This window comes from Prescottella soli (assembly GCF_040024445.1).
GTDB classification, from domain to species: domain Bacteria; phylum Actinomycetota; class Actinomycetes; order Mycobacteriales; family Mycobacteriaceae; genus Prescottella; species Prescottella soli.
Window position 1 is genome coordinate 3,789,128 of record NZ_CP157276.1, and the last position, 24,642, is coordinate 3,813,769.

Below are 24,642 nucleotides of genomic sequence, written 5' to 3' on the forward strand. Positions count from 1 at the left end.
TTTCAAATGAAAGTAAGTGACGGGCGACACAGTGTCAAGAGGGGGAGTGATCAGAGTGTGGCGACGACCTCGAAGTCGAGTCCGTTCGCCACGGCGAGATGAATTCGCTGCCGTGCCACCCGGTTTCGGAACTCGACGGTTCCGCGTGGCCCGTCGTAGGCGACCCCATCGAAGGCGATGTCGAGTGCGTCCGGCGATGTGGTGCCCGCGCGATGAATGAGGTGCGCGAGGGTCTGGATGCCCTCGTAGCAGGACTCCGCGGCGTTGTTGAGCGGCGGCGCGGTCGCTCCGTGCAGAGCCACGTAGCGGCCGACGAGGTCCAGGGCGTCGGCGTCGACGAGCGAGCGGAAGTATGCGGCCGCCACGAACAGGTTTCGGGTCGCACGGGGGCCGCTCGCCAGGAGCATGTTCTCCTCCATGAGCGGGCTGAACCGGAGGATGCGCTCGTCCAGTCCGCGTCGCGCGAAGGCTCGGTTGAAGTCGACGGCGTCCTGTCCGACCAGGAGCATCAGGACTCCGTCGCAGTCCGATGCCGCGACCGAGTCGACGACGCGATTCATGTTGCCGCGGCCCAGGTCGACGAACGACTCGCCCACGATCCGCAGATCGAGTTCGCGGGCGTATGCGCGGACGGCGCCCAACGACCCGTGCGGCCACACGTAGTCGTCGCCGACGACGATCCATCGGCGGGCACCGACGTTGTCGCGCAACCACTTCAATGCGGGAGCGATCTGCTGACGCGGAGTCTCCCCGCAGCAGTAGATGCCACTCCGCGTCTCGCCGCCCTCGTACAACGAGGTGTAGGAGTACGGGATGCGGCCGGCTACGACCGGTGCGAGCGCATGGCGGACCGACGAGATGTGCCATCCGCTGACCGCGTCGATCGCGCCCGCGGAGACCAGGCGGTTCACCTCCGCCGCGATCACCTCGGGGTGATCGCCACCGTCCACGACGTGGATGACGGCCTCGCGACCGAGGATGCCGCCGGCGTTGTTGATGTCGTGCGCGGCCAGTTCGCCGATCGCCTCGCACGACGGCCCGAACAGGCCCGCGGGTCCCTGGAGGGGCACCACCATCGCCACTCGCCACTGTGCGGCGCGTGCGCGGTCGAGCACGACGCTCACGTCGACGTCTCTGCTGCGTCGTGGGTGGTGTACTGCGCGTGGGCTATCATTTCATTTGAAAGTATTGCCCGCGGAGTGTGAACTGCGCAACAGCTCGGGGGTGGGTCGTGTCGGACAAGGGTGCCATCGCGGTGGACGACGTCTCGGTGACCGTCGCGCTCCTCCGCACGGCGAGGGTCGCGGCCCAGGCGGCGGACGACGCCCTCGCCGCCGACAACCTGAACGTCGACCACTACCTGGTGCTCGACACACTGGCCGAGTGCCCCGGCGCGACCATGGCGGAACTGCGCGATCACACGCGGATACCGGCCCCGACGCTGACCCGGGTCGTCGATCGCCTGGTGTCGATCGCCGCCGTCTACCGCGAGGTCGACGCCGACGACCGTCGCAAGGTGCGCGTGCATCCCAGTGCGCGAGGTTGCCAGTTGCACTCGCGTCTGTCGGCGACCGTTCGCGACGCCGAGCATGCATGGCTCGCCGACCTTCCAGGCTCCGGATCCGCCGACCTGGTCGGCAACCTGGCGAACTCGCTCGCAGGTCGCCTCGACGCCTGACGGGCAGCGAGAGCGGTCCGCTGATGCCCGTGCGGCGTTCGTTGGGCCTACCTGGGACAGGTTGAGCGCGGACCGCGCAGCCCGCCGTGGGGAACCTCCTCAAGCTGGCGGCGGGTCTTTGTGCAAACTCAGTTCATCGAGTACGCGCCGCAGCGGTGGCCAATGCTCGCGACCGCGGCGAACGACGGCGTAGGTTCGCATGATCACCTCGAGATCGTCGACGCTCTTAACCTGTACCTCCGGGTGCTGACGGGTGCGCTCGAGGGGCAGTAAACCGACGCCGTGGCCGGCGGCAATGAGATCGTCGATGAGTTCGAGACTGTCGATGTGGTGGGTAATCCGAGGTGTGAAGCCGGCCATGGAGGCGAGGATGCGCAGTACCTCTTCGTCTGCAGTGTTGCGCGAGTTGACGATCCAGTTGCTGTCTGCGTAGGAGGACAGTCGACCGGGGCGCAGGGTCGCAGGCGTGCCGAGGCCCCATTCCATCGTCCAGAGCGAGGTCGCGGTGAAGTCGCTGCGAAGTACCGCCGGCGCGAGGTTGTAGTCGTACGTGAGCGCGATGTCGACATCGTCGCGGGCAAGCAGTTCGAGAGCTTCGAACGGTTCGTGTTCGGCGATCATGACCGTCAGGGCCGATTCAGCTGTGTCGAGGCGAGCAATGGTCGGCAACAGCGAGCGTCGAATGGCGGACGCGAAGCCCGCTACCCGCACCGTACCGGCCGGCGTCGCGTCAACGTCGAGATCGAGTATCGCGGCATCGACGGCGGCCAAGATCGTCACCGCGTGCTCGGCGAGGCGCCGGCCGGCCGGCGTCAGGCGCACCCGGCGGCCGTCGGGTTCTGTCAGCGGTGTGCCGATCTTTCGGGAGAGCTCCGCAATATGTTGGGAGACAGACGAAGTCGTCATCCCGAGTTCGTGAGCGACCTCACGCATCGAACCCCACCGGGACAGTTCGAGAAGGATGCGGAGTCGGTGCAGGTCCATGCCACTATTGTTCAGGATTCTTGAACGATTTGTCCATTATCCTCGCGTGGATTCTGACGGATTAGTTCGCTTCACTGGCGTGATGACAACGATCGAGGCCCGCAGTGCATCGCGGGCCGGAGCTGGGATGGCAGTCTCTGCGATGCTGTGCGTGCAGCTGGGTCTCGCGGCCTCGGTTGCGCTCATCGACCAGGTGGGCGCAACTGGTGCGGCCTGGCTGCGGCTCGTTTGGGCCGGCTTTCTACTTGTCGCGATCGTTCGACCACGTCCAGCGCAGTTCACTCGCCGCGCCTTTCGTTTAGCCGCTGCGTTGGGCGTCGTCACCGCCGGTATGACGGTCCTGTTCATGGCCGCGGCATCGCGAATCCCTCTCGGTACCGCGAGTGCGTTGGAGTTTCTCGGTCCCCTGGGAATCGCGGTGGCCCGAACCCGCGGAGTCGGCCGTCTGTGGGCGTTGGTCGGCGGCGCCGGCGTCGTGCTGCTGACGCAGCCCTGGAGCGGCGAGGTCGATCCGACGGGTGCAGGGTTCGCGCTCGGCGCCGCCGTGTGTTGGGCGGCATACATCTTGCTGACGCAGAAGGTCGGTGACGAGGCGGACGGACTTGCCGGCCTGTCGATCTCGATGCCGGTCGCCGGGGTTGTCACGACGCTGGTGGCCGCGCCAGGCGTCTTCGAGCGCCTCACGCCGCAGCTGGTTTTCCTCGGTCTCGGTCTTGCGGTGCTACTCCCGGTGGTGCCCTATTCGCTGGAGCTGCTTGCGCTACGCCGCCTCGATGCGGGGACATTCGGCACACTGATGAGCCTCGAACCTGCACTTGCGGCGCTCATCGGACTGGTGGCGCTACAACAGATCCCGAACCCGATGGCTCTCCTCGGCATCGGCTTCGTCGTGGCCGCAGGGATCGGCGCACAACGTGGCGGCGCCAGAGCGCCTGCGCTGCTCTCGCCCGGATCGGAGAAGCGGCGGGCGACGTAGGCGCGCACATCTCGTGCCGACACGACACGTCACCGCAACCGGGTCGGTCCAGATCTGTGGGGGTGGTCGTCGGCTGGAGCAGCGGGCAGATGCTGTGAAGTTGGGAAGAGCGGGAGCGGTCAAGCGATCGAAGACCGAGGGAGGAGAAGAGCAGGGGAACGCCTTCGATTTGCTCCTTATGAGCCGATGGCGGGGAGGCGTCGCGGATCGGCAACAAGCCCAGGCTAGTGTCGAGACATGCTGGCCACCGCGATCATCGTCATCACTCTTGCCCTGGCCTTTTACTCCATCGGTGTGTGGTCGGAGCGCATCCAGAAGACCCTGAAGTGGTGGCATGCCGGCGCCTTCGCGCTCGGCCTGGTCTGCGACGCCACCGGCACCTTCCTGATGAGCCAAATCTCCGGCGAGTCATCGGAAACCGCTACATCCACCTTCAACAAGATCATGATCGTCACTGGAGCCGTGGCGATCGTGCTCATGGCGATTCACCTGGTGTGGGCCGTCGTCGTTCTGCTCAGGGATCGGCCCTCCGAGAAGGCGAAGTTCCACCAGTTCAGCCTGGTCGTGTGGACGATCTGGCTGGTGCCCTACTTCACGGGCGCCATCGGCGCTATGAGCGGCTAGCACTGAACCCGGTGGGCGCCTGAGGCGTGAATGGATGGTGGGTGGGAGGAGTGCAACGACGACATTCTCCGCGCGCGCGAAACCGGTTGGGGAGGGTCGAGCCGCTGCCGTCCTGAGCGATGTGCGAGCTACTCGCGGACGTCGACGCTGCTGTGGGCACCTTAGCGGCAATGTGCTGTGTGGAAGCCGGACCCGCACGGCACCCACCGTCCTCTATCCGAGCGTGAGCATCGCCGCGGTGACCTCGCCGACCGCCGCATCGGGGATCGCAGTGGCGGCCTCTTCGAGGACGAGCAGCCGTGCCCCGGGGATCTCGCGCGCGATCGCCTGGCCGTTGCCGACGGGGAAGAACCGGTTGCGGCGGCCGTGGACGACGAGCGTGGGAACCTCGATCTCGGGCAGGCGCTCGCGCCAGCGGGGTTTGCAGTCGAGCCTGGAGAACACCATGCCAATCTGGTTGGCCATCTGGACCAGGGGTGCGGTGCCGGGCGTGCGGTCCCAGATGCGCGCAGCTGTTGCGCGCGCGGCGACGGGGTCGTCGCCGAGGATCTCCGCGCCCGCGGCGGCGAACTCCGCGACCGCCTCGCGGTCGCTCCAATCAGGCATCGGGCGCGCGAACAGTCGGCTCATCGTCGCCTGGTCATGGTCGGGGAGGTCATCGTCGGGCTGGCCAGGGGCAACCGGGCGGGTGCCGATCAGGGTGAGCGCCGAGAAGGCGCCCGGATGGTCGAGCATGGCCACCTGGGCGACCATCCCGCCGACGCCGATTCCCGCGAGGTGTGCAGGCCCGCAGCTCAGCGCGTCAGCAAGGGCAGCGGCGTCGCCGGCGAGGCTGCGCAAGGTGTAGGCGGGCGCCTCCGGATCCGTCGTCGTGGACTCCCCGCTATCGCGCAGGTCGTAGCGCACCACACGGCGCCCGCCGGCGACGAGGCGCTCGCACAGCGCGTCTGGCCAGGAGAGCATCGTCGTTCCGCCCGCGAGCAGAACGAGTGGCGCGTCGTCGTCACCGAACGACTCGATGCCCAAGGCGATCCCATTGGCGTTGATAGTGGTCATCGGATCACCCGAAGAAGTCGTAGGTCAGTTGCGTCACGGTCGATGTCGAGCTGGAGGTCGCGGCCGAGGACGACGACGCCCGAGCGGGTGGTCCCCTCGCGCATGATCCGGCGGTCGTCGGAACAGTCGGAAAGCACCCACGTGTACAGGGCCTCGCCGCCGGTGCCCAGACCGTTGTCCGGGCTGGGATCGGGCCCGGTGACGAAGCCGTCCAGAGAGACCGAGATGTCGGCAACAATTCGAGTCATACCAAGGCAGACCCGATCCGCCGCCCAAACTCATCGCTGACGCATGAAGCGTATGGCGGATGCAACTCGATAGCACGACGCGCGAGGCGGCACGTCGGATGTACACAGGACGATCGCCCGCGACCACCTCAGCGGCGCATATGTACAGGTGAAAGCACATGGCTTCTTTGGTGTTCGGGGTGGCCGGGTGAACGTTGGTCACGTCCATGCGTCCACGTTGCAGCAGCAAGAGAGAGCGTGGGGGTGTTCACGTATCGCGGTTTGCCTGCTGAGGCAGATTGATTCGCGATGTGCCCGGTCGGTGATCACACTTTTCGGAGGCCCCGGACCACACGACGAATGTCGACCCAATATGGGGTCGGGTCTCACGATTTTCCGGTAGAGGTCTTCGGAGGTGGGACGACACCTCGCAGGTAGGCAGTGAGGATGGATTCCAGGGGGGTGGTTCCGTGGATGACCGTCCGCGTGAACACCAAGGAGTCCGTGAGCGAGATCAGCTCCTCGATCCGCTCGTCTGAATTGGGAAGACCCGCGCTGGTGAGGAGTGACGAGGTCACCTCTCTGGTAATCGCATGGACTTCGGACTGTGTAGTCAGCTTCCCCTGAAGCAGGGGAACGTCATCGGTTTCGAGGATGAGTGCGTAGCGGGCTTTCATGTCGTCGCGACGGTCCGAGAGTCTCTCGATGAGTGCGCCGATCACACCAGCAAGCTCGGTGATGCTCAGCTGGTGTTCGCTCTGAGGCGTTGCGCTCAGGGCATCTGCAGCGTGCTTGGCGTCAACTATCGCGCGTTCGGCGAGCGTGTCGACTACAAGTTCGAGTAGCGCGAGCCGGGTTCTTGCAAGGTGGGAGGTCGACCCCTGCGGGATCCCGGCTTCTTGGTCGACGGCTCGGTGTGTGAGCGCGCGAAGTCCGTCGCGGGAAATGATGCGGATGGCGCTGTTTGCGACCAGTCCTCGGCGTTCATTGGCGCCGGTTGCTCGTGCAGGCACAACCACATGCTACAGGTGTAGCGTATTGTTGAGGTTGTGCTACACCTGTAGCGCAACCTCGCGGTGGGGGTTGCTGCGCAGGGGGATTCGGTGGCCGGGGTTTAGTCACTGAGCGCGCGCTGGCCCTGTCGAGCGACGTGAAGAGATGGTCCGGACGAGGAGGGCGCCCAATGATGATCGATTTCGTTCCCGATAAGACCCTGTATCCGTTCGAGTCGCGATGGTTCGACTCGTCCGTCGGTCGGGTGCACTACATCGATGAGGGATCCGGACCGCCGATTCTGTTCTGTCACGGCTCGCCGACGTGGAGTTTCCTATACCGCCACATCGTGAAGGGCCTGCGCGACCAGTATCGGTGCATCGCCGTGGATCATCTGGGCTTCGGACTGTCCGAACGGCCGGAGAATTTCGACTACAGGATCGCTGAGCACGCGACGGTCCTGGGTGAACTGATCGACCATCTGCAACTGGACGGCTTCGTCGTGATGGGGCACGACTGGGGCGGCCCTATCGGGCTGAGCGCGGCAACTGCGCGGGCAGATCGAGTCAGAGGGGTCGTGCTGGGCAACACGGTGTTCTGGCCGATCGAGCCACTGGTCAATCGGGCATTCAGTGTGATCATGAGCAGCCGCCCCATGCAACGACGCATACTCGGCCAGAATCTGCTTGTGGAGCGATTCCTGCTCGGGGAGCTGGGCCGCACGCTCACCGAGGCGGAGGCCGACCACTACCGCATGGTGCAACCCACAGAGGAAGCGCGAACTGGGCTCACGTTCATGCCCAAGGAAATTCGCGACGCACGCCCGCTGTTGGACCGTCTCGCCCGAGACGTACCCGCCCTGCTGAGACACAAGCCGACGCTGGCAGTGTGGGGGATGCGGGACATGATCTTCCGTCCGAAAGCGTGCATCCCGCGGATACATGCCGCATTTTCCGATTTCGAGGTTGTCGAGCTACCCCGTGCGCGGCACTTCATCCAGGAACACGAGCCCGACGAGATCATCTCGGCAATCGCCAATCGGTTCCAGTGAACAGCGCGGAGGGCGAATGCGTGCGCTTGGGTGGCTCATGATGGCTGGATGGCGGCTGGCTGAGAGAGAACCGTGAGAAGAGAGGTGAGAGATGAGAGATGAGATGGAGACAGCGTGGAAGTGTGGAGAGAGACAGGGAGAGGTGTTCACCAAAGGCGGAGCGAGCTGGGCTGCATGTGGATTGGATAGTGTTATCAGTCGGTGATCACCCATGGCGGGGCTCCTGATCACACAATCCGGACGAGTTCTAGGTTGGCGAGACTGCCAACTGCAGGGTCCAGTTTCCGGTGTGGGTGATCGGTGCCGTGTCAATGAAACCGAGGGCTGTCCTAAACGCACTTCGGCCCAGCTTCAGGATCGCTGGTGAATCAGAGCGCGTCGAGCAGGTCGATTCCCTTATTCTCGATGTCGCCAAGCCGATTGGTCTGGATGACGACTGCGCGGTGCTGCGCGCGGTCCATCACGATGACACCTAGGAAGCCGCCGGTCTCGCCAGCGTGCATTGTGTACTCGCGTCCGCCGCGGTTGAGGATTGTCCACGTCATGCCTCCGCGAGTGCCGCCGATCTTGTCCCATCGAGGGGTCATCGCACTCGAGCCCGGCGCGGTCTCGGCCAGGAGAGCTGATGTGTAGCGGGCCATGTCCGGAAGAGTGGAGCGCAGCCCGCCGGCCGGTGCGTAGGCGTCGAGCGGCCAGGGGGCCTGAGGCCGACCCTGGGCATTGACGCCGGTGCTGACGTCAGTGGGAAGGTCGGCGGAGGTAAGTGGCAGCCAGGTGTGCGACAAACCGAGCCTATCGAGCATCCGTTCGCGCAACAGCGTCGCGTAGTCGGTGTGGGCGGCCGCCGCGACAGCCTGGCCGAGCAGTGCATATCCGAGCGTGGAGTAGGAGACGACGAGGCCGCGGCCGATGAGAGGCGACCACCTCGCCTGATTGAGAAGAGCTTCCCGGTCGAAGGTGAATGGGTTCTTCCCCTCCAGCTGCCACGCGATCCCGCCGACCGCCATGTCCGGCGTGAGCGCGAACTGAGGCAGGCCGGAGCGGTGGCTTGCGAGCTCGATCAGCGTGACGTCCGCGACAGGGGTGCCTGCGACGGGGAGGAGTTCGCCGACTTTGGTATCTTCGCGGACCTCGCCGCGCGAGACCGCATCGGCGAAGAGCCCCGCGGTGAATGTTTTGGTGATGGAGCCGATTTCGTACTCGGAGTCGTCCGCGGCACCGAAGTGCGCATACCGGACACCTGACGAGTCGATGTAGGCGACGCTGGCCGCATCCTGCGGTGTCCGCTCCAGGATCGGTCGGGCTGCTTCCGCGAGGCTTGCATCCCCTGCGCCGGTGAACGGTGCGAGCGCGGCCGCGGCGGGCGCCGCGCCCACCGTCAGCGCGACCACGCACGCCGCGGTGGTCATCAAGATCGATCGGCGCATTTCTGCATTCCCCCCGGAAGTCGTGTGCGAAAGCCCGAGCCGACACCTTCGCACACTGGAGTGTGGCCGACTGCCCTTTGCCCACACTGGGTGAGGAAGGTCACCCACCCGGGACGGCACGTTCTCTGCGAGAGGCGGGGCGAGCGAAGAGACGGACACGAAATCGCACACAGATGGCTGCCGGGCCCCTTCCGGGGGAGGACCTCGAGTTTCTGGAACGGGTCCGGTGGGTGCAGCGTCTGAACGACGTTGCTGCCGGTGCGGGATCGCGGCCGTTCGTGGTCCCCACCGTGCTGGCCGTGATCCGGCGGCAGCTTTGCCGGCGTCGTTGTGGGGGCGCCGAGGTTGATGGTGCCGCGCCTGCGATCGACGGGGGGCTTGAGCGTTGCCTGCTTGTGTTGTCGCGGAGATCTTCTCGGCCGCAGGAACCGTGATCGGCAAGGCGTTCTCGGGTGGCCCCCGTATTTGCTTGCACCGCAGGTCGGTTCGTCGCAGTGGCGACGACTCGCGGTAGCGAGGCGATGGCGCCGCGGACACCGGGGGAGATCATCAAGCTATGCGCCCCGCGCTAGCCGGCGCAGCAGTGGGGGGATCGGGCAGTTCGTGGGTGATGTCGTTCGACGAGGATTCAAGGCGACGCGGCTCATGGCGATGGAAGACTCTCTCGAGCAGCTTCGCGTCACCAGTCCGCCGCCCGTACCGCTGGCCCGGCGGTAAGTCGTGCGAATGGTCAAGTGACTCAACAGTATTAGTCGTTCTTAGGTCTGCGGTGTGGCGGTATGGTTGGGGCGTAAGGCATTGGCTTTGCATTACCCCCAATCATTAAGGGAGGCAGAGGTAATAAGAAGTCGAACGACAGAACATGCTCGGCTATGTGCGCGTCAGCACCGACGAACAAGCCCGTGGCGGGCTAGGGCGAGTCTCCTGTATGTGTGAGTGATCTCGCGGCAGAGCGGCGCTGAACCCCGACGCGAGCGCGGCGTTGTTCGAGCGCTTCGCCGCCGACCGGTTCTGGAGCGTGCGGATCGCGGTCGCCGAGCATCCGAACGCCACGCGGAGCACAGTGATCGGGCTGCTCGAGCCGATCCGCGCCGCCGCGGGGTGGTGCACCACGCAGCTCGGAAGCGGCTCGAGCGCGAGGGCGTGGAGTTCGGCGACGGCGGGATGCCAACCGATTACGCGGCCAGACTGGGCCCGTGCACAAGAAGCAATAGGATGCGACACACGGGCCGGATCCGCCGGGCGAGACGAAGGGCGAAACGCGTGGGAGCATGGGGAAGCGCGCCGTGGCACAACGATGCGGCGGCCGACTGGTTCGGAGACGTCTTCGGTGGCATCGACATCGATGCGCGCATCGGCGATGCCCTCGAACACGACGACGATTACGATCGGGTGCGGGCCGCGTGCTACCTGCTCGCTGTGCTCGGGCGCAGCACGGTGTGGCCCGGCGATCTCGAGCGCCTAGATGGTCACCTCGAACGGGGGGTCGAGCTGCTCACTGAGATGATCGAACCGGAGTCGGAGTTCCGTGAGCTCTGGGAAGACGACCCCGAGGTCATCGAGGCCGTTCGCGTAGAGATCGCGGAACTCGAGGCCCGCCTCGACGGTGAGGGCGACGAGGGCGACGAGGACTAGCGGCAATCATCTCCAGCCCACCGCAGCAGCGCCTCGCCGAACGCGGCTGCGAGCTGTGGGTGGTCGGAGGCTACAAGGCCGGACTGGTCTTCCAAATGCTCCCGCGCGAGTGCAGGCCCCGAGAAGGGGCTGGGCTCATCGATATCCGTTGGCTCAGGCGGAACTGGGCCACCTGGGTGAATCCACACTGGCCGCTCCATCGGATCGCTGTCCGCCCCTGGGACGCCGACGAGGACCTCGACCCCGCGCACTCTGAGCGGAACTGAAGCCTCGACCTCACTTCGCAGCACGAGTCCTGTTGCCTGGGGAGTGGGACTCTGGAAGAGATCCGCGCGCCGGTACGCTCGTGCTGACGGTGGAGGTGTGCTCCAACACCATCCGAGACCGACAGAGTAGCGGCGGTGGTTTGAATATCCCTGTGAGGCTTGATGTTTCGTCGCTAATGCGAGCTTAACTGCCTACGTCGATGTCTCGGTTACCGGGTCCGTGAGGGCGAGTGCGCTTGAATAGTGAAGATGCGGCATCGAGATCCACCCCTATCTTTGGGGTTGCTCCATTCAAGAGGACCCGCAGGTTCAGCTGCGATGAAAGCGGTATCTATAGGAAATGAAGCGATGAGGGCGCTGCTATCTCGGATGTACAGCATATGACGAAGGGAGAGGGACGCGATGACCCTCTCCCTTCGCTTCAGTCCGGGCTAGGACGCAGACGTGAGTCCCGCGCCAATCGCGACGATGGCAAGAACGACGGCTCCGATGCCCGCGAAGTAGTTGATCTGGGCGAGCTGCTCGTTCGATGAACCCATTGACATACTCCCTGTTGTAGATGGTTCGCCTGGGCTGAAGTTGCACCAGGTCCTCGAGATTCGAACGTCGCTATGACAGAACCGCGGAGCTCGATCTCTGAATGACTATATTAGGTTCAGCTACGATGACAATGGTGTTCCTCGAGAAGACGGATTCCCAGCTGATAGTGCCCGATGGTCATGACCTACGCCATGCTGTCCTTGCTGGGACTGGGTGAGCCGGGTTCCCGTGCGTCTATGCGGGAGATGCGGGGGCGAGTTCCTCGGATCGTGGAGCAGTACGAGGCAGATATTGCCAAGCGCGTGTAGATCCACTTCGGTCCCATCCGAAATCGTCTGGTGAATCGCGAAAGACGTTTCCTGAACCACGGTTCTGGCGTCCCTCCGTCGTCGTTGAGCGCCTATCGGGTCTCGTTTCGATCGATCGATCGCGTCGGGACTTAGGGGCGCTCGAAATCGAGATCAGCGCACTGTCGGTGGCTTCCTGTCTTGATGACGCTGATACCTGTCGCCCGGGGCGGGGTGTACGACGAGTCAAATGGGTGACCAAGTCAATGCTGCGGAACTCAGCCATGGCACATTGGAAGCTTGGCTAAGGGTCTTCATTGCGGGCTCGCACGCGGAGAAGCCCATTCCTAGTGTCAGCATCAAGTCCCCCCCGATCACACTGATGTGATCGGACATGTCACTCCTTCCCTTCTGTAAACCGATTCGTCGCGCCCCACCGAACCCGCGAAAGGGACGGTGGGGCGCGGGCGGCACCGAGGGTCTAACTGCCATCGGGTGGCGGCCGTGCGCTGGCGAGAGCTCCGCGGCCGGAGTGCCCCGGAAGTGGGCGGGTGCGGGGTGCGGCTAGGCCCCGATCAGTTCTTTGGCGGCCGACACGGCGGCCGGACCGTCCAGAGACGGCATGTCATCCCACTGCCCACCGGTGATCGTTACCTTGACATCGGGAGTCTCGACCGTCGTGACGATCACCCCGGCGACGGCCGTCGTCACCGGGAGGGTGTAGGCGACGCCACCGGCCTTTTCGAGTTCGGCGTCCGGAAGGACGACGAGCTTGCCGGCCTCGAGGTCCCGCACTGCCGAGACCTCTCCGGTCCCGGGCTCGATGAGGACCTCGACGACACGGATCTCGCTCAGATCCGTGGCGCCGTCGGGGATCTCCCAGTTGCACAGCACACCGTACTCGTCGACCGCGTTCGACGGACTCTCCTGCAGCCCAGCGATGTACGGTGCGACCGCAGGGGCAACGTCGCTGCAGCTCGTGAATCGCGTCAGCGCGTGCGCTCCCGAGGCGCTCACTGCGTTGTCCTGGGCGACTGCGGTCCCTTCGGCCTTGGCGTCCTGGGCCGCTTTGTCGGTGTCGTCGGAACCGCAGGCACTGACTGCTGCGGCGAGAAGAAGCGCCACAGAAACAAACCGGGCATTTCGAATCATGGGGGCAATCTATCAAGGTGGTCGGTCGACCGACAGCACCAATCACGGGTCATCGTCGGGTCATCGCTGCTGGAACTCGGCCGGAGGTGCGCACGGGTACGCGACGTGGCGAGAGGTGGTGTTCTGTGACTGGGAGAGGAGGTTGACTGCGTGCATGGATGGCAGCGTGAAAGAGGGAGACGAGCGAGCGAAGGGGTGTTCACCAATGACGTGCCGAGTTGGGGCATACGTGGACTCGCTTGGCTGACTGGTCGGTAGGGTCGGTCGGCGTCTGTGCGAGTTCCACCGGCTCCATACCGGAATTTATCCACAGGTAGGCCGGTGGATACCTCCGGTGGAACCGGGTCCGCCCGGTCACGGAGCCGGGCAGTTGCCCGGCGGTCCTCATGGCAGCAAGCCCGCCCGACTGAGCGATTCGCGGACGACGTACTCGGCGATCGCCAGCGAGGACGTCGCTCCCGGTGAAGGCGCATTGCGCACGTGAATCAACCGATTCTTGCCCGAGATGACGAAATCGTCTTCGAGAGTGCCGTCACTGTTCATGGCTTGCGCGCGGATTCCCCGAGGCCCGCGATGTACATCGGCCATCGTGATGGCGGGGACGTACTTGCGCGCCTCCTTCACGAACGACCGGGTGCTCACGACCGTGCGCGACTCACGCGCCGCAGCGGGCAGATTCTGGGACGCGAAGCGCCAGAATCCACCAAATCCGATCGCATCCGCGATGTCACGCAGGGAGTAGTCGCGGGGCCGGTACGCCTCCCTCCCAAGTGACAGGAATGCGTTCGGCCCAAGCATGATCGCTCCGTCGAAGCGTTTGGTGAGGTGCACTCCGAGGAAGGGGTACTTCGGGTCGGGCACGGGGTAGATCAAGCCCTTGACCAGAGACGACTTCTCCGGTGAGAGCAGGAAGTAGTCGCCGAAGAAAGGAACGATCTTCGGGAATGCGGAGTCTCCGGCGCCGTGCGCGACCCGGTCGGATTGCAGTCCGGCACAGGTGATGACGAGATCGAAGGTCTCTACGCCGGCGGCGGTCGTGACAGACACTCGTCGGTTTCCGGCGTTCGCCGACGTGGCATCGCCAGTCGCGATGGCGGCGACCTCGTGGCCCAGAAGCACGGTGCCGCCCGCAGTCACGATGTCTTCCGCAAGAGCGTTGCCGATCCCGACGTAGTCGACGATGGCGGTGTGTGGTGAATGCAGCGCCGCGACGCCGCGCGCATGCGGCTCGATGTCGGAGATCTCGTTGGCGCCGACCAAGCGGACGTCGGGGACGCCGTTGGCCTGCGCCCGTTCATAGATCGCGCGCAGGCGGTCGAGTTCATTGGCGTTCTGCGCGACGACGATCTTGCCGCACTCCTCGTACGTGACGCCCTTGTCCGCGGCAAGCTTCTCGAGCAGCCCCACTCCCCGCCGGCAGAGTCGGGCCTTGAGGCTTCCCGGCTCGTAATACAACCCGGCATGCACGACGCCGCTGTTGTGGCCGGTCTGATGGGTGCCGACGGCCGATTCCTTCTCGAAAACGATGACGTCAGCTCCCGGAAGCTTGGAGAGCAGCTCACGGGCCACCGCGAGTCCAACAATGCCGCCACCGACGACCGCGGCTCGAATCTTGCTCATAAAGGCTCCCTTTGCATCGAGCTGAATGAAGCTCACTCGCTACCCACTCGCGAGATGTGCGTCACAACACTATGTTGCATGTTGCATGCACCACATGGATCGGGCGATTTCGCCGCTCGGCAGTGAACGCCGCGCCTGACTCGCTTCCGTGGGAACCGCCCAGTGCGTGGTTGCTGGGTTCAACGAGCGGATTCGTGCAATTCGACAGGCCCCCTTTGCCCCGCGAGAGGTTGGTGCCGTGCCGGTGGGCCAAGCAGATCGTCGAGTCCACCGATACCATCCAGCCGACGGGGACGTCCGCATCGGCATGGGCCGGAGTGCGGCCAGGATCGCGTCCCAGGTCCCGTCACTGGAGTAGCGGCGTTGCCGCTGCCGGATCGTCTGCCACGGGGCGAATTTCGCGGACAGTTGACGCCACGTGATTCGGGCGCGGGATCGGTAGACGATGCCTTCGACGACCCGGCGTAGACGTCACCGCCATCGGTCGCGATCCGGGCCGGGCTGCCATTGAGGTCGCGGCCGGTGGTGAGCGCTGCCGATCGTGTTCGCGCGGTGCAGGACGGCCTCTGCGCCTGTTTCGGGTGTGGGTCCCTTTATCGAACCTGCCCTGGTAGACGACAGCCACAGCGTGCCAGCGCGATTGGATTGCCGGCTTGGGCCCTGTGCCCGTGGAGAGCAGTAGAGAGAGAAGAGAAGAGAAGAGAAGAGAGAGGAGAGAGAGAAGAGAAGAAGAGGGATGTTCACCAATGGCGGAGCGTGGTGGGCTGCATGCGGATTGGATAGGTCTACCGGTCGGTAATCACGCTTAAGGAGGTCTCCAGATCACGGAAGTCTGGAAGAGTTCCAGACTTTGTAAGTCCGGGTGCGCTCGAGTCCGGTATAGGCCACCTTTCCCGGACTGAATGTAGGACGGGTTGCCGGGACGCCTGCGCCGGCCGCTGTCGATCTGCAGCGAAGATTAGCCAGGTAAACGTCATAATCCCGGTTAGCGGCAAGCATTTTCAGATGGAGTTGGCCGACGCTGTACTCCTCGGCCGGCTCGTCGTCAGTGTCGAGGTAGCGGCGGCGGATCATCTCGCTGACTTCGCCAGCCATTGCCCTCGTTCCAGCTCGGCTGGTCCCTGATTCGGATTCAGCGTGAGGGGTACTTTTGGGGCGGGCTCGCCTACGCGGGCTCGAGGTCGCGCTCGAACTCGATTTCATCCCGAAGCTGGATCTTGTAGTAGCCCACGTCGGGGATGTCCGGCTTCAGCGTCCGTCTCGCCTCGTCCACTGCGCCGCATCGAACGGCCGACAGGCGGAAGCCGCGCCGCTGGTAGAACTGCATCGAGTCGAGGTTGTCGTTTGTCGTGACCAACCACAGCCGCGAACAGCCTTGTGCACGGGCGACTTGGGCGATGCGTTCGATGAGTGCGGTGCCGACGCCGCCCCATTGGTCGGATGCGCGCATGTTCACGATTTCGCAGTTCGTGCCGTCGATGTCGTATATCAGCACCCCGACCGTCTCGTCGTCGGTCAATGCGATCAGGGCCGGGCGGTCGCGTGCGTCGACCAATTCGCCGCGCCGGGCGATCTGGGCGGTGTGCTGCGCCTGGAGGAATGACGTCAGGCGTGGCTCTCCTGCGGGTACCTCATAGATGTCGACCATCGTCCCTATTTTCCTCGCCCCACCGAGGATGGACCAGGGTGGATTCAACCGGGGGACTGCCCACGATCGATGAGGCTGGGCTACGAACACCCGACCGTGCAGTGCAACCGCCGACGGGCCGACGATCCGTGCGCGTGCTGCAAGACCGTCACGATCCGCGACGAGGACCAACCCAGAACCCGCATGCCGTTTCCGCACGGAACCAAACAATGGTTTGCGTCGTATCACCGCAGAGTGCCAAGAAAACGAGATTCGTGCGAGCAACGCACCGATAGGTGAACTCAACGGCATCTGATCGGTGGACACCCTGAAGTGTCAAGAAAGGAGAGAGAGAGCCGATGACGGGAATCGAACCCGCGTATTCAGCTTGGGAAGCTGATGTTCTACCATTGAACTACATCGGCATGCGGAGCTTCGCCCTGCAAGCGGCAACTGTAGCAGAAGCCGTTGACCGTGTGTCCGAGGCCGACTGGAATCCGTGTCGCGTCTGATGATCGCCGAGGTCGACGCCGGTCACAATCGCCACACCGGTAGCCTTTTGCTGTGCTGCTCTCAGATCGTGACATCCGTGCCGAGATTTCTTCCGGGCGACTGGGCATCGACCCGTTCGAGTCCGAGATGGTGCAGCCGTCCAGCGTGGACGTTCGACTCGACAGTTTGTTCCGGGTCTTCGACAACACCAAGTACACCCACATCGACCCGGCGCTCCGCCAGGACGAGCTGACGTCGTTGGTCGAGCCGGCGCCCGGCGAGCCGTTCGTGCTCCATCCGGGGGAGTTCGTCCTCGGGTCGACGCTCGAGGTGTGCAGCCTGCCCGACGACCTGGCGGGCCGGCTCGAGGGCAAGTCGAGCCTCGGTCGTCTCGGGCTTCTGACGCACTCGACCGCGGGCTTCATCGATCCGGGGTTCAGCGGTCACATCACGCTGGAGCTCTCGAACGTCGCGAACCTGCCCATCACGCTGTGGCCGGGCATGAAGATCGGCCAGCTGTGCCTCCTGCGACTCACGAGCGCGGCGGAGAACCCGTACGGCAGCTCCGCGGTCGGTTCGAAGTACCAGGGGCAGCGCGGTCCGACGCCGTCGCGGGCCTACCTCAACTTCGCGACGCACCCCAGCGCCCAGGCCCGCTGACCGAATTCTGACCGCCGACGGCGACCGCTGCCGGTCGGCTGGTTGAAGATTCACATACTCCCAGCTCGCGGGAACGCGAACCGTTCCGCGACGCCCCGAGCTGTGTTTTGCATCACATTGACAGGTCGTGCTGTTTGCGATCGCTGTCTGATCTTGTGCATCGATTCAGGTTGCGGCATTCGCCCCTTCCGCGCCGGTCGGCGGGGCGACGACCGGCGGTCCGGTGGCCTGTGGGCGCTGATATTGCGATGGGATCGCCGCTGGGCGTGCGTGGTCTCCGCAGGTCGATTCGGTTACCGGAGAGTAGTACGACCGTCCCGATAGTTGATAAAGGGTCGTTTTCCCCGTTATTTTCAGGTAGAGGCTTTGGTCCCGTGGGGGGATCTTTGTGGACGTTCGTCCAAATCCGGGCGCGGTCGAATCGGACGAACGCCCAACTCATTCGGCCGTTCGTTTCAACTTTTGGCGGGCATTGGCCCGTGCTAGAACCATTCCGTACAGCGGAGGGCGTCACGCGATTCGACGCCCGAAGCGCATCTACCTCAGGGGTGATCGAAAGCTTTGCGGGATGGAGGATCCCGCGGGGCGAACGCGAACCCCAGCCGGTGTCGTCGCCTTCGGGCGCCGGGCCGGGGGGAAGGGGTAGGTGACACGGACGGCGGTTCGCTCTTCGAGCGCTGCCGTCCGGGCTCGACAGCAAGATCGACCCGTCGGGGGTCATGTCATGTGAATGGTCGATGGAGGTGAAGGCGTGACGGCTTCGCGTTACCTGGAAACAGGTGCGGAGGCGGAGGACGAGGGTATATCCCCGCTTCGTCTGGTGAATGAAGCTTCTCTGCAACAGAATTCGCGCAGTCTCTGGCAGCACTGCTACGTGAGCCGACTGCGAATCGTCGATTCCGTCATCGTGGGTGTCGCGGTGGCGGCGGCGCAGGTCGCCCGGTTCGGCACGACGCCCGAGGCCGTCGCTGCCGGCATCTCGGGGTTGAGTTACACCATGATGTCGGTCGCGCTGGCCGGCTTGTGGCTCGCGATGCTGGCGATTCACCGCACGCGTTCGACGCGTGTCATCGGCGCCGGTGCCGAGGAATACCGCCGCATCGTCTCCGCGACGTTCCAGTTGTTCGGGCTCATCGCGATTCTCAGCCTCCTCGTCCGCGCAGACATCGCGCGCGGATATCTCGCGATCGCCTTCCCGCTCGGACTCGCCGGGTTGCTCGGCGGTCGGTGGGTGATGCGCAAGGTCGTCACGAGTCGACGTGCGAAGGGCGACTGCCACACTTCAGTACTCGTGGTGGGGAGCCGTCAGTCGGTGCTGACGATGACACGCAACTTCGAGCGGGACGCGGCGTCCGGCTATCGCGTGGTCGGTGTCTGCATGCCGGGATATGGCTACCGCGAAGACGAGCACGTCGTGGTCGACGGACGCGAGATCCCCGTTCTCGGAAACGAGTACGACGTGATCGGTGCGCTCGGCGCCTGCGGCGCAGACACCGTGGTCGTGACCGCGACCGAGCACCTGGGGCACGACGGAATCCGCAGCCTTGTATGGGATCTCGAACCCCACAATGTCGATCTCGTTGTCGCACCCGGTGTCGTCGACGTCGCCGGCCCGCGTCTCGTGATGCGCCCCGTCGCCGGATTCCCCCTGATCCACGTGGAGAAGCCGCGCTACCACGGCGCGAAGCGCTTCGGGAAGACCGCCTTCGACACGTGCTTCGCGCTCGCGGCCCTCGTCGCGGTGGCGCCGGTGATGCTCGTGGCTGCGATTGCCGTCAAGACGACCAGCAAGGGCCCGATCCTCTACAAGTCGGAGCGAATCGGCATCAACGGCAGGCCGTTCCCGATGCTGAAGTTCCGCACCATGGTCGACGGTGCCGACAAGCAGGTCTCCGCTCTGCTCGGCCAGAACGAAGGCGCCGGCGTCCTGTTCAAGATGAAGGACGATCCCCGCATCACCCCGGTCGGAAAGTTCCTGCGCAAGTACAGCCTCGACGAGTTGCCGCAGTTCGTGAACGTCCTGCGCCGCGAAATGAGCGTGGTCGGACCGCGCCCGCCGCTGCGTCGCGAGGTGGAGGCGTACGACGGCACCGTCCGGCGCCGCATGCTCGTCAAGCCGGGCCTCACCGGGCTCTGGCAGGTCAGCGGCCGCAGCGACCTTTCGTGGGATGAGACTGTGCGACTCGATCTTTCATATGTCGAGAACTGGTCGATGATGCAGGACATCCTCATCGTCGGCAAGACCGTCCGCGCCGTCACCGCCGGCAGCGGAGCGTACTGACCGTCGCACACCGCGACGTCGACCACCTGATCCATACGACGCATGACAACCTGCACCCGTCGGTGCGGGAGTTCGTCGACCCCGAGTTTCGAAGATGAGGCAGATCAAATGAGTTCATCCGTTGCGGTATTCGGTACCGGATACCTGGGCGCGACACACGCCGCGTGCATGGCGGAGCTCGGCCACCAGGTTCTCGGCGTGGACGTCGACGAGTCGAAGCTCGCCAAGCTCGCGGCCGGTGAGGTTCCGTTCTACGAACCCGGCCTCGACGAGGTTCTCCAGCGCAACATCGCCGCGGGCCGGCTCCGCTTCACGTCGTCCTACGAGGAGGCCGCGGAGTTCGCGGACATCCATTTCATCGGCGTCGGCACGCCCCAGAAGAAGGGCGAGTTCGCCGCGGACCTGACGTACGTCGACGCGGTGATCGACCGGCTCGCACCGCTTCTCACGCGGCCGGCCGTGATCTTCGGCAAGTCGACCGTTCCGGTGGGTACCGCCGAGCGGCTGGGGGCGCGGGCGAGGGCACTCGCACCCGCAGGTGACGACGTCGAGGTCGCCTGGAACCCGGAGTTCCTGAGGGAGGGCTTCGCCGTCCAGGACACTTTGCACCCGGATCGGCTCGTGCTCGGCGTGGATCGCGATCGGCCCGGGCGTGCCGAGGAGGTGGCCCGGGAGGTCTACGCGCGCCTCCTGGAAGAGGAGATCCCCTTCCTGGTCACCGATCTCGCAACCGCGGAGCTCGTGAAGACCTCTGCGAATGCCTTTCTGGCCACGAAGATCTCGTTCATCAACGCGATGGCCGAGGTCTGTGAGGCGGCGGGTGCCGATGTCACCACGCTCGCGGACGCCATCGGTCACGACGCCCGGATCGGTCGCCGGTTCCTGAACGCGGGTGTGGGATTCGGGGGCGGCTGCCTACCGAAGGACATCCGTGCCTTCATGGCCCGGGCCGGTGAACTCGGTGCGGATCAGGCGCTGACTTTCCTGCGCGAGGTGGACGCAATCAACATGCGCCGCCGCACCCGCATGGTCGAGATGGCTCGCGAAGCCTGTGGGGGAACGCTTCTCGGTACCCGGGTCGCGGTCCTCGGTGCCGCCTTCAAGCCCGAATCGGACGACGTGCGTGACTCGCCGGCCCTCAACGTCGCCGGGCAGATCCAGCTCCAGGGCGCGACCGTCACTGTGTACGACCCCAAGGCGATGGACAACTCCCGTCGGCTCTTCCCGACCCTCGGATACGCGACCAGCGTGGCCGAGGCGGTCGAAGGGGCAGACGTCGTGCTCGTCCTCACGGAGTGGAAGGAGTTCCGTGAGATGCGGCCGGCCAGGTTGGCTGCACGGGTGCGCCAGCAGAGCATCATCGACGGCCGAAACTGCTTGCGGCCGGACGAGTGGCGCGACGCCGGGTGGGCCTACCGGGGTATGGGCCGATGAGGGCTGCAATGTGCCGTGAGATGCCGATGGTAGGTGCCACGTGATGAGCCGAGAACCCTCCTTTCACGACCTCGCTCCCTCCGGAGCGCGGGTGTTGTGGGTTGCGTCTTCCGGCGGGCACCTCACCGAGCTCACGAGAATCGCGCGCACAACGTCAGCTGACGAGCAGTCCGATTGGGTCACCTTCGACACTCCTCAGACCCGTGGCGCACTGCAGGGCCAGAGGTGTCACTTCGTCGACTACATCGCGCCGCGAGACCTCAGAAGAGCCGTCAAGGCGTCGTCCTGGGCGATTCGGCATCTTCGCCGCGAGAAGTATGACGTTTGTATCAGTACTGGTGCTGCCCTCGCCGTTTCGGTTCTTCCTGTAGCGGCCGCATATGGCTGCAACGCGATCTACGTCGAGAGCATCTCGAGGGTCGACGGGCCTTCGTTGACCGGGCGGATACTGAGGGCGACTCCTCGTGTGCGGACCTACACGCAGCATGCTGCCTGGTCCTCGTCCTCCTGGAAGTGGTCCGGCTCGATCCTCGACGGTTGGGTTGCAGAGCCGCGGGCGCGGGCGAAGCGCTCTCGAAGAGTGTTCGTCACCCTCGGCACGATTCAGCCGTACAGATTCGATCGCATCGTCGACGCCGTGCTCTCGGTGATCGAGCCGGGCGACGAGGTGGTGTGGCAGCTGGGGAGCACGGTCAGAGCCGATCTTCCCGGAAAGGTCCTCCGCGAGGTCTCTCAGGACGAATTCCGGAGACTTGCCGCCGAATCGGACGTAACAGTTACACATGCTGGTGTCGGGAGCATTCTCGAGCTGCTCGATCTCGGACTCGTGCCAGTTCTTGCTGTGCGCAGCAGCGGATTCGACGAACACGTAGACGACCACCAACGGCAGATCGCAGACGAAATGGTCAGGCGGGGGTTGGCGTTCGAGCTCGATTTGGAGGCTCCCTCCGGGGAGACCTTCGAGCGAGCCTGCTCCTTCGAGGCACTCGCCGTCGGCGCCAACGATCATCGTCGTTCCGGTACATCGGCCGGCCACAACACCTTCCGTGGAGAATGAGATCGAGATGACATCAGTTGAAGAGCGGCCTCGCATCACTGTGTTGCACTCGCTGGGAAAGCCCGACGGAACGACCCGATACGTCGATCACATGATCGACAGCGCTCCCGAGAGTCTGCAGGTAGAAACGCTGTCGTGGAAGCGTGCGCTCACCGGTCGGTACGACGTCTTCCATATCCACTGGCCGGAGAACCTCATTCGCGGAAAGAATCGCGTGTCCGGAGCTGTCAAGAAGACAATGTTCGTGACATTGCTCGGTAGGCTCCGCCTGAGTCGGCGACCCATTGTGCGGACCGTCCACAATGTCGCACCCCACGAGGAGGGAAGTGTCGTCGAGCGGTCCCTGCTGAAGCTGTGTGACCGGGCGACCACCCACTTCATCCGACTCAATGTGACGACGGAGCTGCCGGAAGGCAAGGACAGCAGCACGATTCTCCACGGACACTACCGGGATCGCCCGGAGTACCAGTGCTCGATCGAATCTGATCCGACTCGGCTCCTTTATTTCGGGTTGATCCGCCCCTACAAGGGAATAGAGGATCTGCTGCCGGCATTCTCGGCTCTCCGGTCCGAAACGTTGACGCTGCGAATCGTCGGGAAGCCTCAGGATGAGAAGCTTGCCGCAGACATTCTCGCCGCATGCGATCAATCCGCGTCTGTGACATGCAAATTGGCGTTCGTTCCCGACGCGGAACTCGCTGCAGAGATCGCTAGTGCTTCGTTGGTCGTGCTTCCCTATCGAGAGATGCACAACTCGGGCGCGGCGATTCTCGCGTTGTCCATGGACCGCCCTGTGCTGGTTCCTGCCACCCAGGCGAATCGCGCGCTTCAGGAAGAAGTCGGGGAAGACTGGGTTCATCTTTACGAAGGGTCGGCCATCACTGCCGAGGCAATATCCGATGCCGTCGACCGTGCCGCAAGTCGTGTGCGGACGGCACGCCCGGATCTCTCTGAGCGGGACTGGGATCGGATCGGTGAACGCCACTATCAGTTGTACGCTTCTTTGCTCGCTACAGCGGCGCCCTCTCGCACCCGTGAGACGGCTTGACCGTGTCTGTCCAAGCAACATCCGAGTCGGCCACCCCGCTCGGGGCACTCGCGGCACGAGGCGCCGCGGTGACGATGGTCGGTCAGGTTGCCAAGTTCGGGATCCAGTTCGGCGGAATTGCGATTCTGGCGCGACTCCTGGATCCCGAGTCCTTCGGCCTGGTCGCGATGGTCACAGCTGTCGTCGGTGTCGGTGAGGTTCTCCGCGACTTCGGTTTGTCGTCGGCGGCGGTTCAGGCGAAGTCGCTGACGAACGGACAGCGGAGCAACCTCTTCTGGATCAACACCTCGATCGGGGCCTTCCTGGCAGTCGTGGTGCTGTGTTGTGCTCCGCTGATCTCCTCGTTGTACGACGAGCCACGCGTAGGTGAGGTCGCGAGACTGCTGGCCGTGACGTTCTTGATCAATGGCCTTTCCACCCAGTTCCGTGCCCATCTGACGCGGCAGATGAAGTTCGGCAAGCTCGCTATCGCAGACGTGGCGGCGCAGTCTGGCGGACTGCTCGTCGGTATTACGCTTGCTGTAGCAGGCTTCGGATATTGGGCGATCGTTTGGCAGCAGATTTCGCAGTCGCTTCTCACGTTGTTGTTGACGGTGGTCTTCTGCCGGTGGTTGCCCGGGTTGCCGACTCGGGCGGCGGACATGCGCGTGCTCCTTTCGTTCGGGTGGAACCTGATGGGGACACAGCTGTTGCAGTACCTGAGCAAGAACATCGACTCCGTCCTCGTCGGTAACAGGTTCGGCGCCGCGTCACTCGGGTACTACAACCGCGCGACTCAAGTGGTGAACGGCCCCCTGAACCAACTCAATGTTCCCGCCACCACCGTTGCGATCCCAGTTCTATCGAGGCTTCAAGACGACAGGCCCCGATACGACAGGTTCATTCTTCGCGGCCAGACCGCGCTCATGACCGTGGTGGTAGCCGGCTTCTTGTTCCTGGCCAGTCAGGCGGAGCCGTTCGTGGAGGTTCTGCTCGGCGCCGGGTGGACGCAGTCAGCCGACCTCTTTCGGCTAATCGCTATCGGCGCAGCGTTTCAGGGGGCAGGCTACGCGACATACTGGGTGTTCCTTTCGAAAGGCCTGACCCGGTCAATGCTGCGGTACGCGATCGTCGCACGCGTGCTGTCCATTTCGCTGTTGGTCGTCGGGTCCTTCTTCGGTGTGCTCGGCGTTGCGGCGGGGTTCGCACTGGGCGTGGCGTTGACGTGGCCTCTGGGACTCGCCTGGATCTCCAGGATCTCGAATGCGCCTGTGAAGCTCATGTTCGTCAACGGCGCGAGAACGCTGCTCGTCTACGCGGTCTCCGCGCTGTGTGGGTTCCTCGTGACCGACCGTATGGGCGGTACAGCACTGCTCCATATCGGACTCGGCGCGTTGACCATGGTTCTGTGTGCCGGAATCCTGGCGGCGACCGTCCCGAGCTACCGTGCGGATCTCCGGTCACTGGGAGGCATTGTGGCGCTCGTTCGTTCGAGAAGGCAGAGCCCCGCGTGAACTATGTCATCCGGATCCTGGTCTCGAACCGTAC

Annotated in this window: 22 protein-coding genes, 1 tRNA gene and 1 pseudogene; 12 read left to right on the plus strand and 12 right to left on the minus strand. The window is 64.4% G+C overall.

Features of this window, described 5'->3' with window-relative positions; all coding sequences use genetic code 11:
- Positions 1 to 50 precede the first annotated feature (50 nt).
- Positions 51 to 1,076, minus strand: a complete 1,026-nt coding sequence (locus ABI214_RS17655; RefSeq protein ID WP_348611721.1) for a substrate-binding domain-containing protein — start codon at positions 1,074 to 1,076, stop codon at positions 51 to 53.
- Positions 1,077 to 1,231: 155 nt separating this feature from the next.
- Between ABI214_RS17655 and ABI214_RS17660 the strand changes: the two genes are divergently transcribed.
- On the plus strand, positions 1,232 to 1,678 hold the full coding sequence (locus tag ABI214_RS17660) for a MarR family winged helix-turn-helix transcriptional regulator (protein ID WP_348603813.1): 447 nt from the start codon (positions 1,232 to 1,234) through the stop codon (positions 1,676 to 1,678).
- Positions 1,679 to 1,777: 99 nt separating this feature from the next.
- Here the strand turns inward: ABI214_RS17660 and ABI214_RS17665 are convergent, their stop codons facing one another.
- Entirely contained in the window at positions 1,778 to 2,662 is an 885-nt protein-coding gene (locus ABI214_RS17665; protein WP_348603814.1) for a LysR family transcriptional regulator, read from the minus strand.
- Between the two features lie 127 nt (positions 2,663 to 2,789).
- Here ABI214_RS17665 and ABI214_RS17670 point away from each other — a divergent pair, with 127 nt between their 5' ends.
- Complete coding sequence (locus ABI214_RS17670; RefSeq protein WP_431357152.1) at positions 2,790 to 3,638, plus strand: EamA family transporter; 849 nt, start codon at positions 2,790 to 2,792, stop codon at positions 3,636 to 3,638.
- 237 nt (positions 3,639 to 3,875) lie between these two features.
- On the plus strand, positions 3,876 to 4,262 hold the full coding sequence (locus ABI214_RS17675) for an HsmA family protein (RefSeq protein WP_348603815.1): 387 nt from the start codon (positions 3,876 to 3,878) through the stop codon (positions 4,260 to 4,262).
- A 213-nt stretch (positions 4,263 to 4,475) separates the two neighbouring features.
- Here the strand turns inward: ABI214_RS17675 and ABI214_RS17680 are convergent, their stop codons facing one another.
- The 3 genes from ABI214_RS17680 to ABI214_RS17690 all read right to left on the minus strand — a co-directional run bounded on the left by ABI214_RS17680 (position 4,476) and on the right by ABI214_RS17690 (position 6,558).
- Complete coding sequence (locus tag ABI214_RS17680) at positions 4,476 to 5,318, minus strand: alpha/beta fold hydrolase (RefSeq protein ID WP_348603816.1); 843 nt, start codon at positions 5,316 to 5,318, stop codon at positions 4,476 to 4,478.
- Positions 5,315 to 5,566 (minus strand): hypothetical protein, encoded by a 252-nt coding sequence (locus ABI214_RS17685; protein WP_348603817.1) that lies wholly within the window; start codon positions 5,564 to 5,566, stop codon positions 5,315 to 5,317. Before ABI214_RS17685 ends, ABI214_RS17680 begins: the two co-directional genes overlap by 4 nt.
- A gap of 365 nt (positions 5,567 to 5,931) precedes the next feature.
- The gene (locus ABI214_RS17690) at positions 5,932 to 6,558 is read right to left on the minus strand and encodes a TetR/AcrR family transcriptional regulator (RefSeq protein WP_348603818.1); all 627 of its coding nucleotides are present in this window, start codon (positions 6,556 to 6,558) and stop codon (positions 5,932 to 5,934) included.
- Between the two features lie 170 nt (positions 6,559 to 6,728).
- Here ABI214_RS17690 and ABI214_RS17695 point away from each other — a divergent pair, with 170 nt between their 5' ends.
- Positions 6,729 to 7,589, plus strand: a complete 861-nt coding sequence (locus ABI214_RS17695; RefSeq protein ID WP_348603819.1) for a haloalkane dehalogenase — start codon at positions 6,729 to 6,731, stop codon at positions 7,587 to 7,589.
- Positions 7,590 to 7,957: 368 nt separating this feature from the next.
- On the opposite strand, the gene ABI214_RS17700 is transcribed toward ABI214_RS17695, so the two are convergent.
- Complete coding sequence (locus ABI214_RS17700; protein ID WP_348603820.1) at positions 7,958 to 8,998, minus strand: serine hydrolase domain-containing protein; 1,041 nt, start codon at positions 8,996 to 8,998, stop codon at positions 7,958 to 7,960.
- A 1,281-nt stretch (positions 8,999 to 10,279) separates the two neighbouring features.
- Here ABI214_RS17700 and ABI214_RS17705 point away from each other — a divergent pair.
- On the plus strand, positions 10,280 to 10,651 hold the full coding sequence (locus ABI214_RS17705) for a DUF4259 domain-containing protein (protein ID WP_348603821.1): 372 nt from the start codon (positions 10,280 to 10,282) through the stop codon (positions 10,649 to 10,651).
- An 8-nt stretch (positions 10,652 to 10,659) separates the two neighbouring features.
- The gene (gene imm45, locus ABI214_RS25520; protein WP_431357164.1) at positions 10,660 to 10,917 is read left to right on the plus strand and encodes an Imm45 family immunity protein; all 258 of its coding nucleotides are present in this window, start codon (positions 10,660 to 10,662) and stop codon (positions 10,915 to 10,917) included.
- A 1,391-nt stretch (positions 10,918 to 12,308) separates the two neighbouring features.
- Here imm45 and ABI214_RS17710 read toward each other — a convergent pair.
- From ABI214_RS17710 to ABI214_RS17730, 6 genes and pseudogenes are all read right to left on the minus strand, one after another.
- On the minus strand, positions 12,309 to 12,761 hold the full coding sequence (locus ABI214_RS17710; RefSeq protein ID WP_348603822.1) for a hypothetical protein: 453 nt from the start codon (positions 12,759 to 12,761) through the stop codon (positions 12,309 to 12,311).
- A 519-nt stretch (positions 12,762 to 13,280) separates the two neighbouring features.
- A complete protein-coding gene (gene lhgO / locus ABI214_RS17715) occupies positions 13,281 to 14,516 on the minus strand; it encodes an L-2-hydroxyglutarate oxidase (RefSeq protein ID WP_348611727.1) in 1,236 nt (411 codons plus the stop codon).
- A gap of 69 nt (positions 14,517 to 14,585) precedes the next feature.
- Positions 14,586 to 14,972 (minus strand): annotated as a pseudogene (locus ABI214_RS25525) (transposase); the annotation flags it as partial.
- Between the two features lie 366 nt (positions 14,973 to 15,338).
- A complete protein-coding gene (locus ABI214_RS17720; RefSeq protein ID WP_348603823.1) occupies positions 15,339 to 15,611 on the minus strand; it encodes a hypothetical protein in 273 nt (90 codons plus the stop codon).
- A gap of 70 nt (positions 15,612 to 15,681) precedes the next feature.
- Positions 15,682 to 16,164 carry a GNAT family N-acetyltransferase gene (locus ABI214_RS17725; protein ID WP_348603824.1) on the minus strand — a complete coding sequence of 161 codons (483 nt, stop codon included), beginning with the start codon at positions 16,162 to 16,164 and terminating at the stop codon, positions 15,682 to 15,684.
- Positions 16,165 to 16,497: 333 nt separating this feature from the next.
- A tRNA-Gly gene (locus ABI214_RS17730) sits at positions 16,498 to 16,568 on the minus strand.
- Positions 16,569 to 16,707: 139 nt separating this feature from the next.
- On the opposite strand from ABI214_RS17730, the gene dcd reads away from it, so the two are divergent.
- The 6 genes from dcd (at position 16,708) to ABI214_RS17760 (ending at position 24,608) form a co-directional block, all read left to right on the plus strand.
- Positions 16,708 to 17,295, plus strand: a complete 588-nt coding sequence (dcd, locus tag ABI214_RS17735; protein ID WP_348603825.1) for a dCTP deaminase — start codon at positions 16,708 to 16,710, stop codon at positions 17,293 to 17,295.
- Between the two features lie 730 nt (positions 17,296 to 18,025).
- Complete coding sequence (locus ABI214_RS17740) at positions 18,026 to 19,576, plus strand: sugar transferase (protein ID WP_348603826.1); 1,551 nt, start codon at positions 18,026 to 18,028, stop codon at positions 19,574 to 19,576.
- 108 nt (positions 19,577 to 19,684) lie between these two features.
- Complete coding sequence (locus tag ABI214_RS17745) at positions 19,685 to 21,010, plus strand: UDP-glucose dehydrogenase family protein (RefSeq protein WP_348603827.1); 1,326 nt, start codon at positions 19,685 to 19,687, stop codon at positions 21,008 to 21,010.
- A 43-nt stretch (positions 21,011 to 21,053) separates the two neighbouring features.
- Positions 21,054 to 22,067 (plus strand): glycosyltransferase, encoded by a 1,014-nt coding sequence (locus ABI214_RS17750; protein ID WP_348603828.1) that lies wholly within the window; start codon positions 21,054 to 21,056, stop codon positions 22,065 to 22,067.
- Positions 22,057 to 23,115 (plus strand): glycosyltransferase, encoded by a 1,059-nt coding sequence (locus tag ABI214_RS17755; protein ID WP_348603829.1) that lies wholly within the window; start codon positions 22,057 to 22,059, stop codon positions 23,113 to 23,115. The genes ABI214_RS17750 and ABI214_RS17755 overlap by 11 nt, the downstream gene beginning before the upstream one ends.
- Before the next feature lie 2 nt (positions 23,116 to 23,117).
- Entirely contained in the window at positions 23,118 to 24,608 is a 1,491-nt protein-coding gene (locus tag ABI214_RS17760; RefSeq protein WP_348603830.1) for a lipopolysaccharide biosynthesis protein, read from the plus strand.
- Positions 24,609 to 24,642 lie beyond the last annotated feature (34 nt).

Coding starts and splice junctions, on each gene's coding strand:
- ABI214_RS17655 (WP_348611721.1), bottom strand. CDS start 1,076: ATGGTGGTGCCCCTCCAGGGACCCGCGGGCCTGTTCGGGCCGTCGTGC.
- ABI214_RS17665 (WP_348603814.1), bottom strand. CDS start 2,662: ATGGACCTGCACCGACTCCGCATCCTTCTCGAACTGTCCCGGTGGGGT.
- ABI214_RS17670 (WP_431357152.1), top strand. CDS start 2,790: ATGGCAGTCTCTGCGATGCTGTGCGTGCAGCTGGGTCTCGCGGCCTCG.
- ABI214_RS17675 (WP_348603815.1), top strand. CDS start 3,876: ATGCTGGCCACCGCGATCATCGTCATCACTCTTGCCCTGGCCTTTTAC.
- ABI214_RS17680 (WP_348603816.1), bottom strand. CDS start 5,318: ATGACCACTATCAACGCCAATGGGATCGCCTTGGGCATCGAGTCGTTC.
- ABI214_RS17685 (WP_348603817.1), bottom strand. CDS start 5,566: ATGACTCGAATTGTTGCCGACATCTCGGTCTCTCTGGACGGCTTCGTC.
- ABI214_RS17695 (WP_348603819.1), top strand. CDS start 6,729: ATGATGATCGATTTCGTTCCCGATAAGACCCTGTATCCGTTCGAGTCG.
- ABI214_RS17700 (WP_348603820.1), bottom strand. CDS start 8,998: ATGACCACCGCGGCGTGCGTGGTCGCGCTGACGGTGGGCGCGGCGCCC.
- lhgO (WP_348611727.1), bottom strand. CDS start 14,516: ATGAGCAAGATTCGAGCCGCGGTCGTCGGTGGCGGCATTGTTGGACTC.
- ABI214_RS17720 (WP_348603823.1), bottom strand. CDS start 15,611: ATGGCTGGCGAAGTCAGCGAGATGATCCGCCGCCGCTACCTCGACACT.
- ABI214_RS17725 (WP_348603824.1), bottom strand. CDS start 16,164: ATGGTCGACATCTATGAGGTACCCGCAGGAGAGCCACGCCTGACGTCA.
- ABI214_RS17740 (WP_348603826.1), top strand. CDS start 18,026: ATGGTCGATGGAGGTGAAGGCGTGACGGCTTCGCGTTACCTGGAAACA.
- ABI214_RS17745 (WP_348603827.1), top strand. CDS start 19,685: ATGAGTTCATCCGTTGCGGTATTCGGTACCGGATACCTGGGCGCGACA.
- ABI214_RS17750 (WP_348603828.1), top strand. CDS start 21,054: ATGAGCCGAGAACCCTCCTTTCACGACCTCGCTCCCTCCGGAGCGCGG.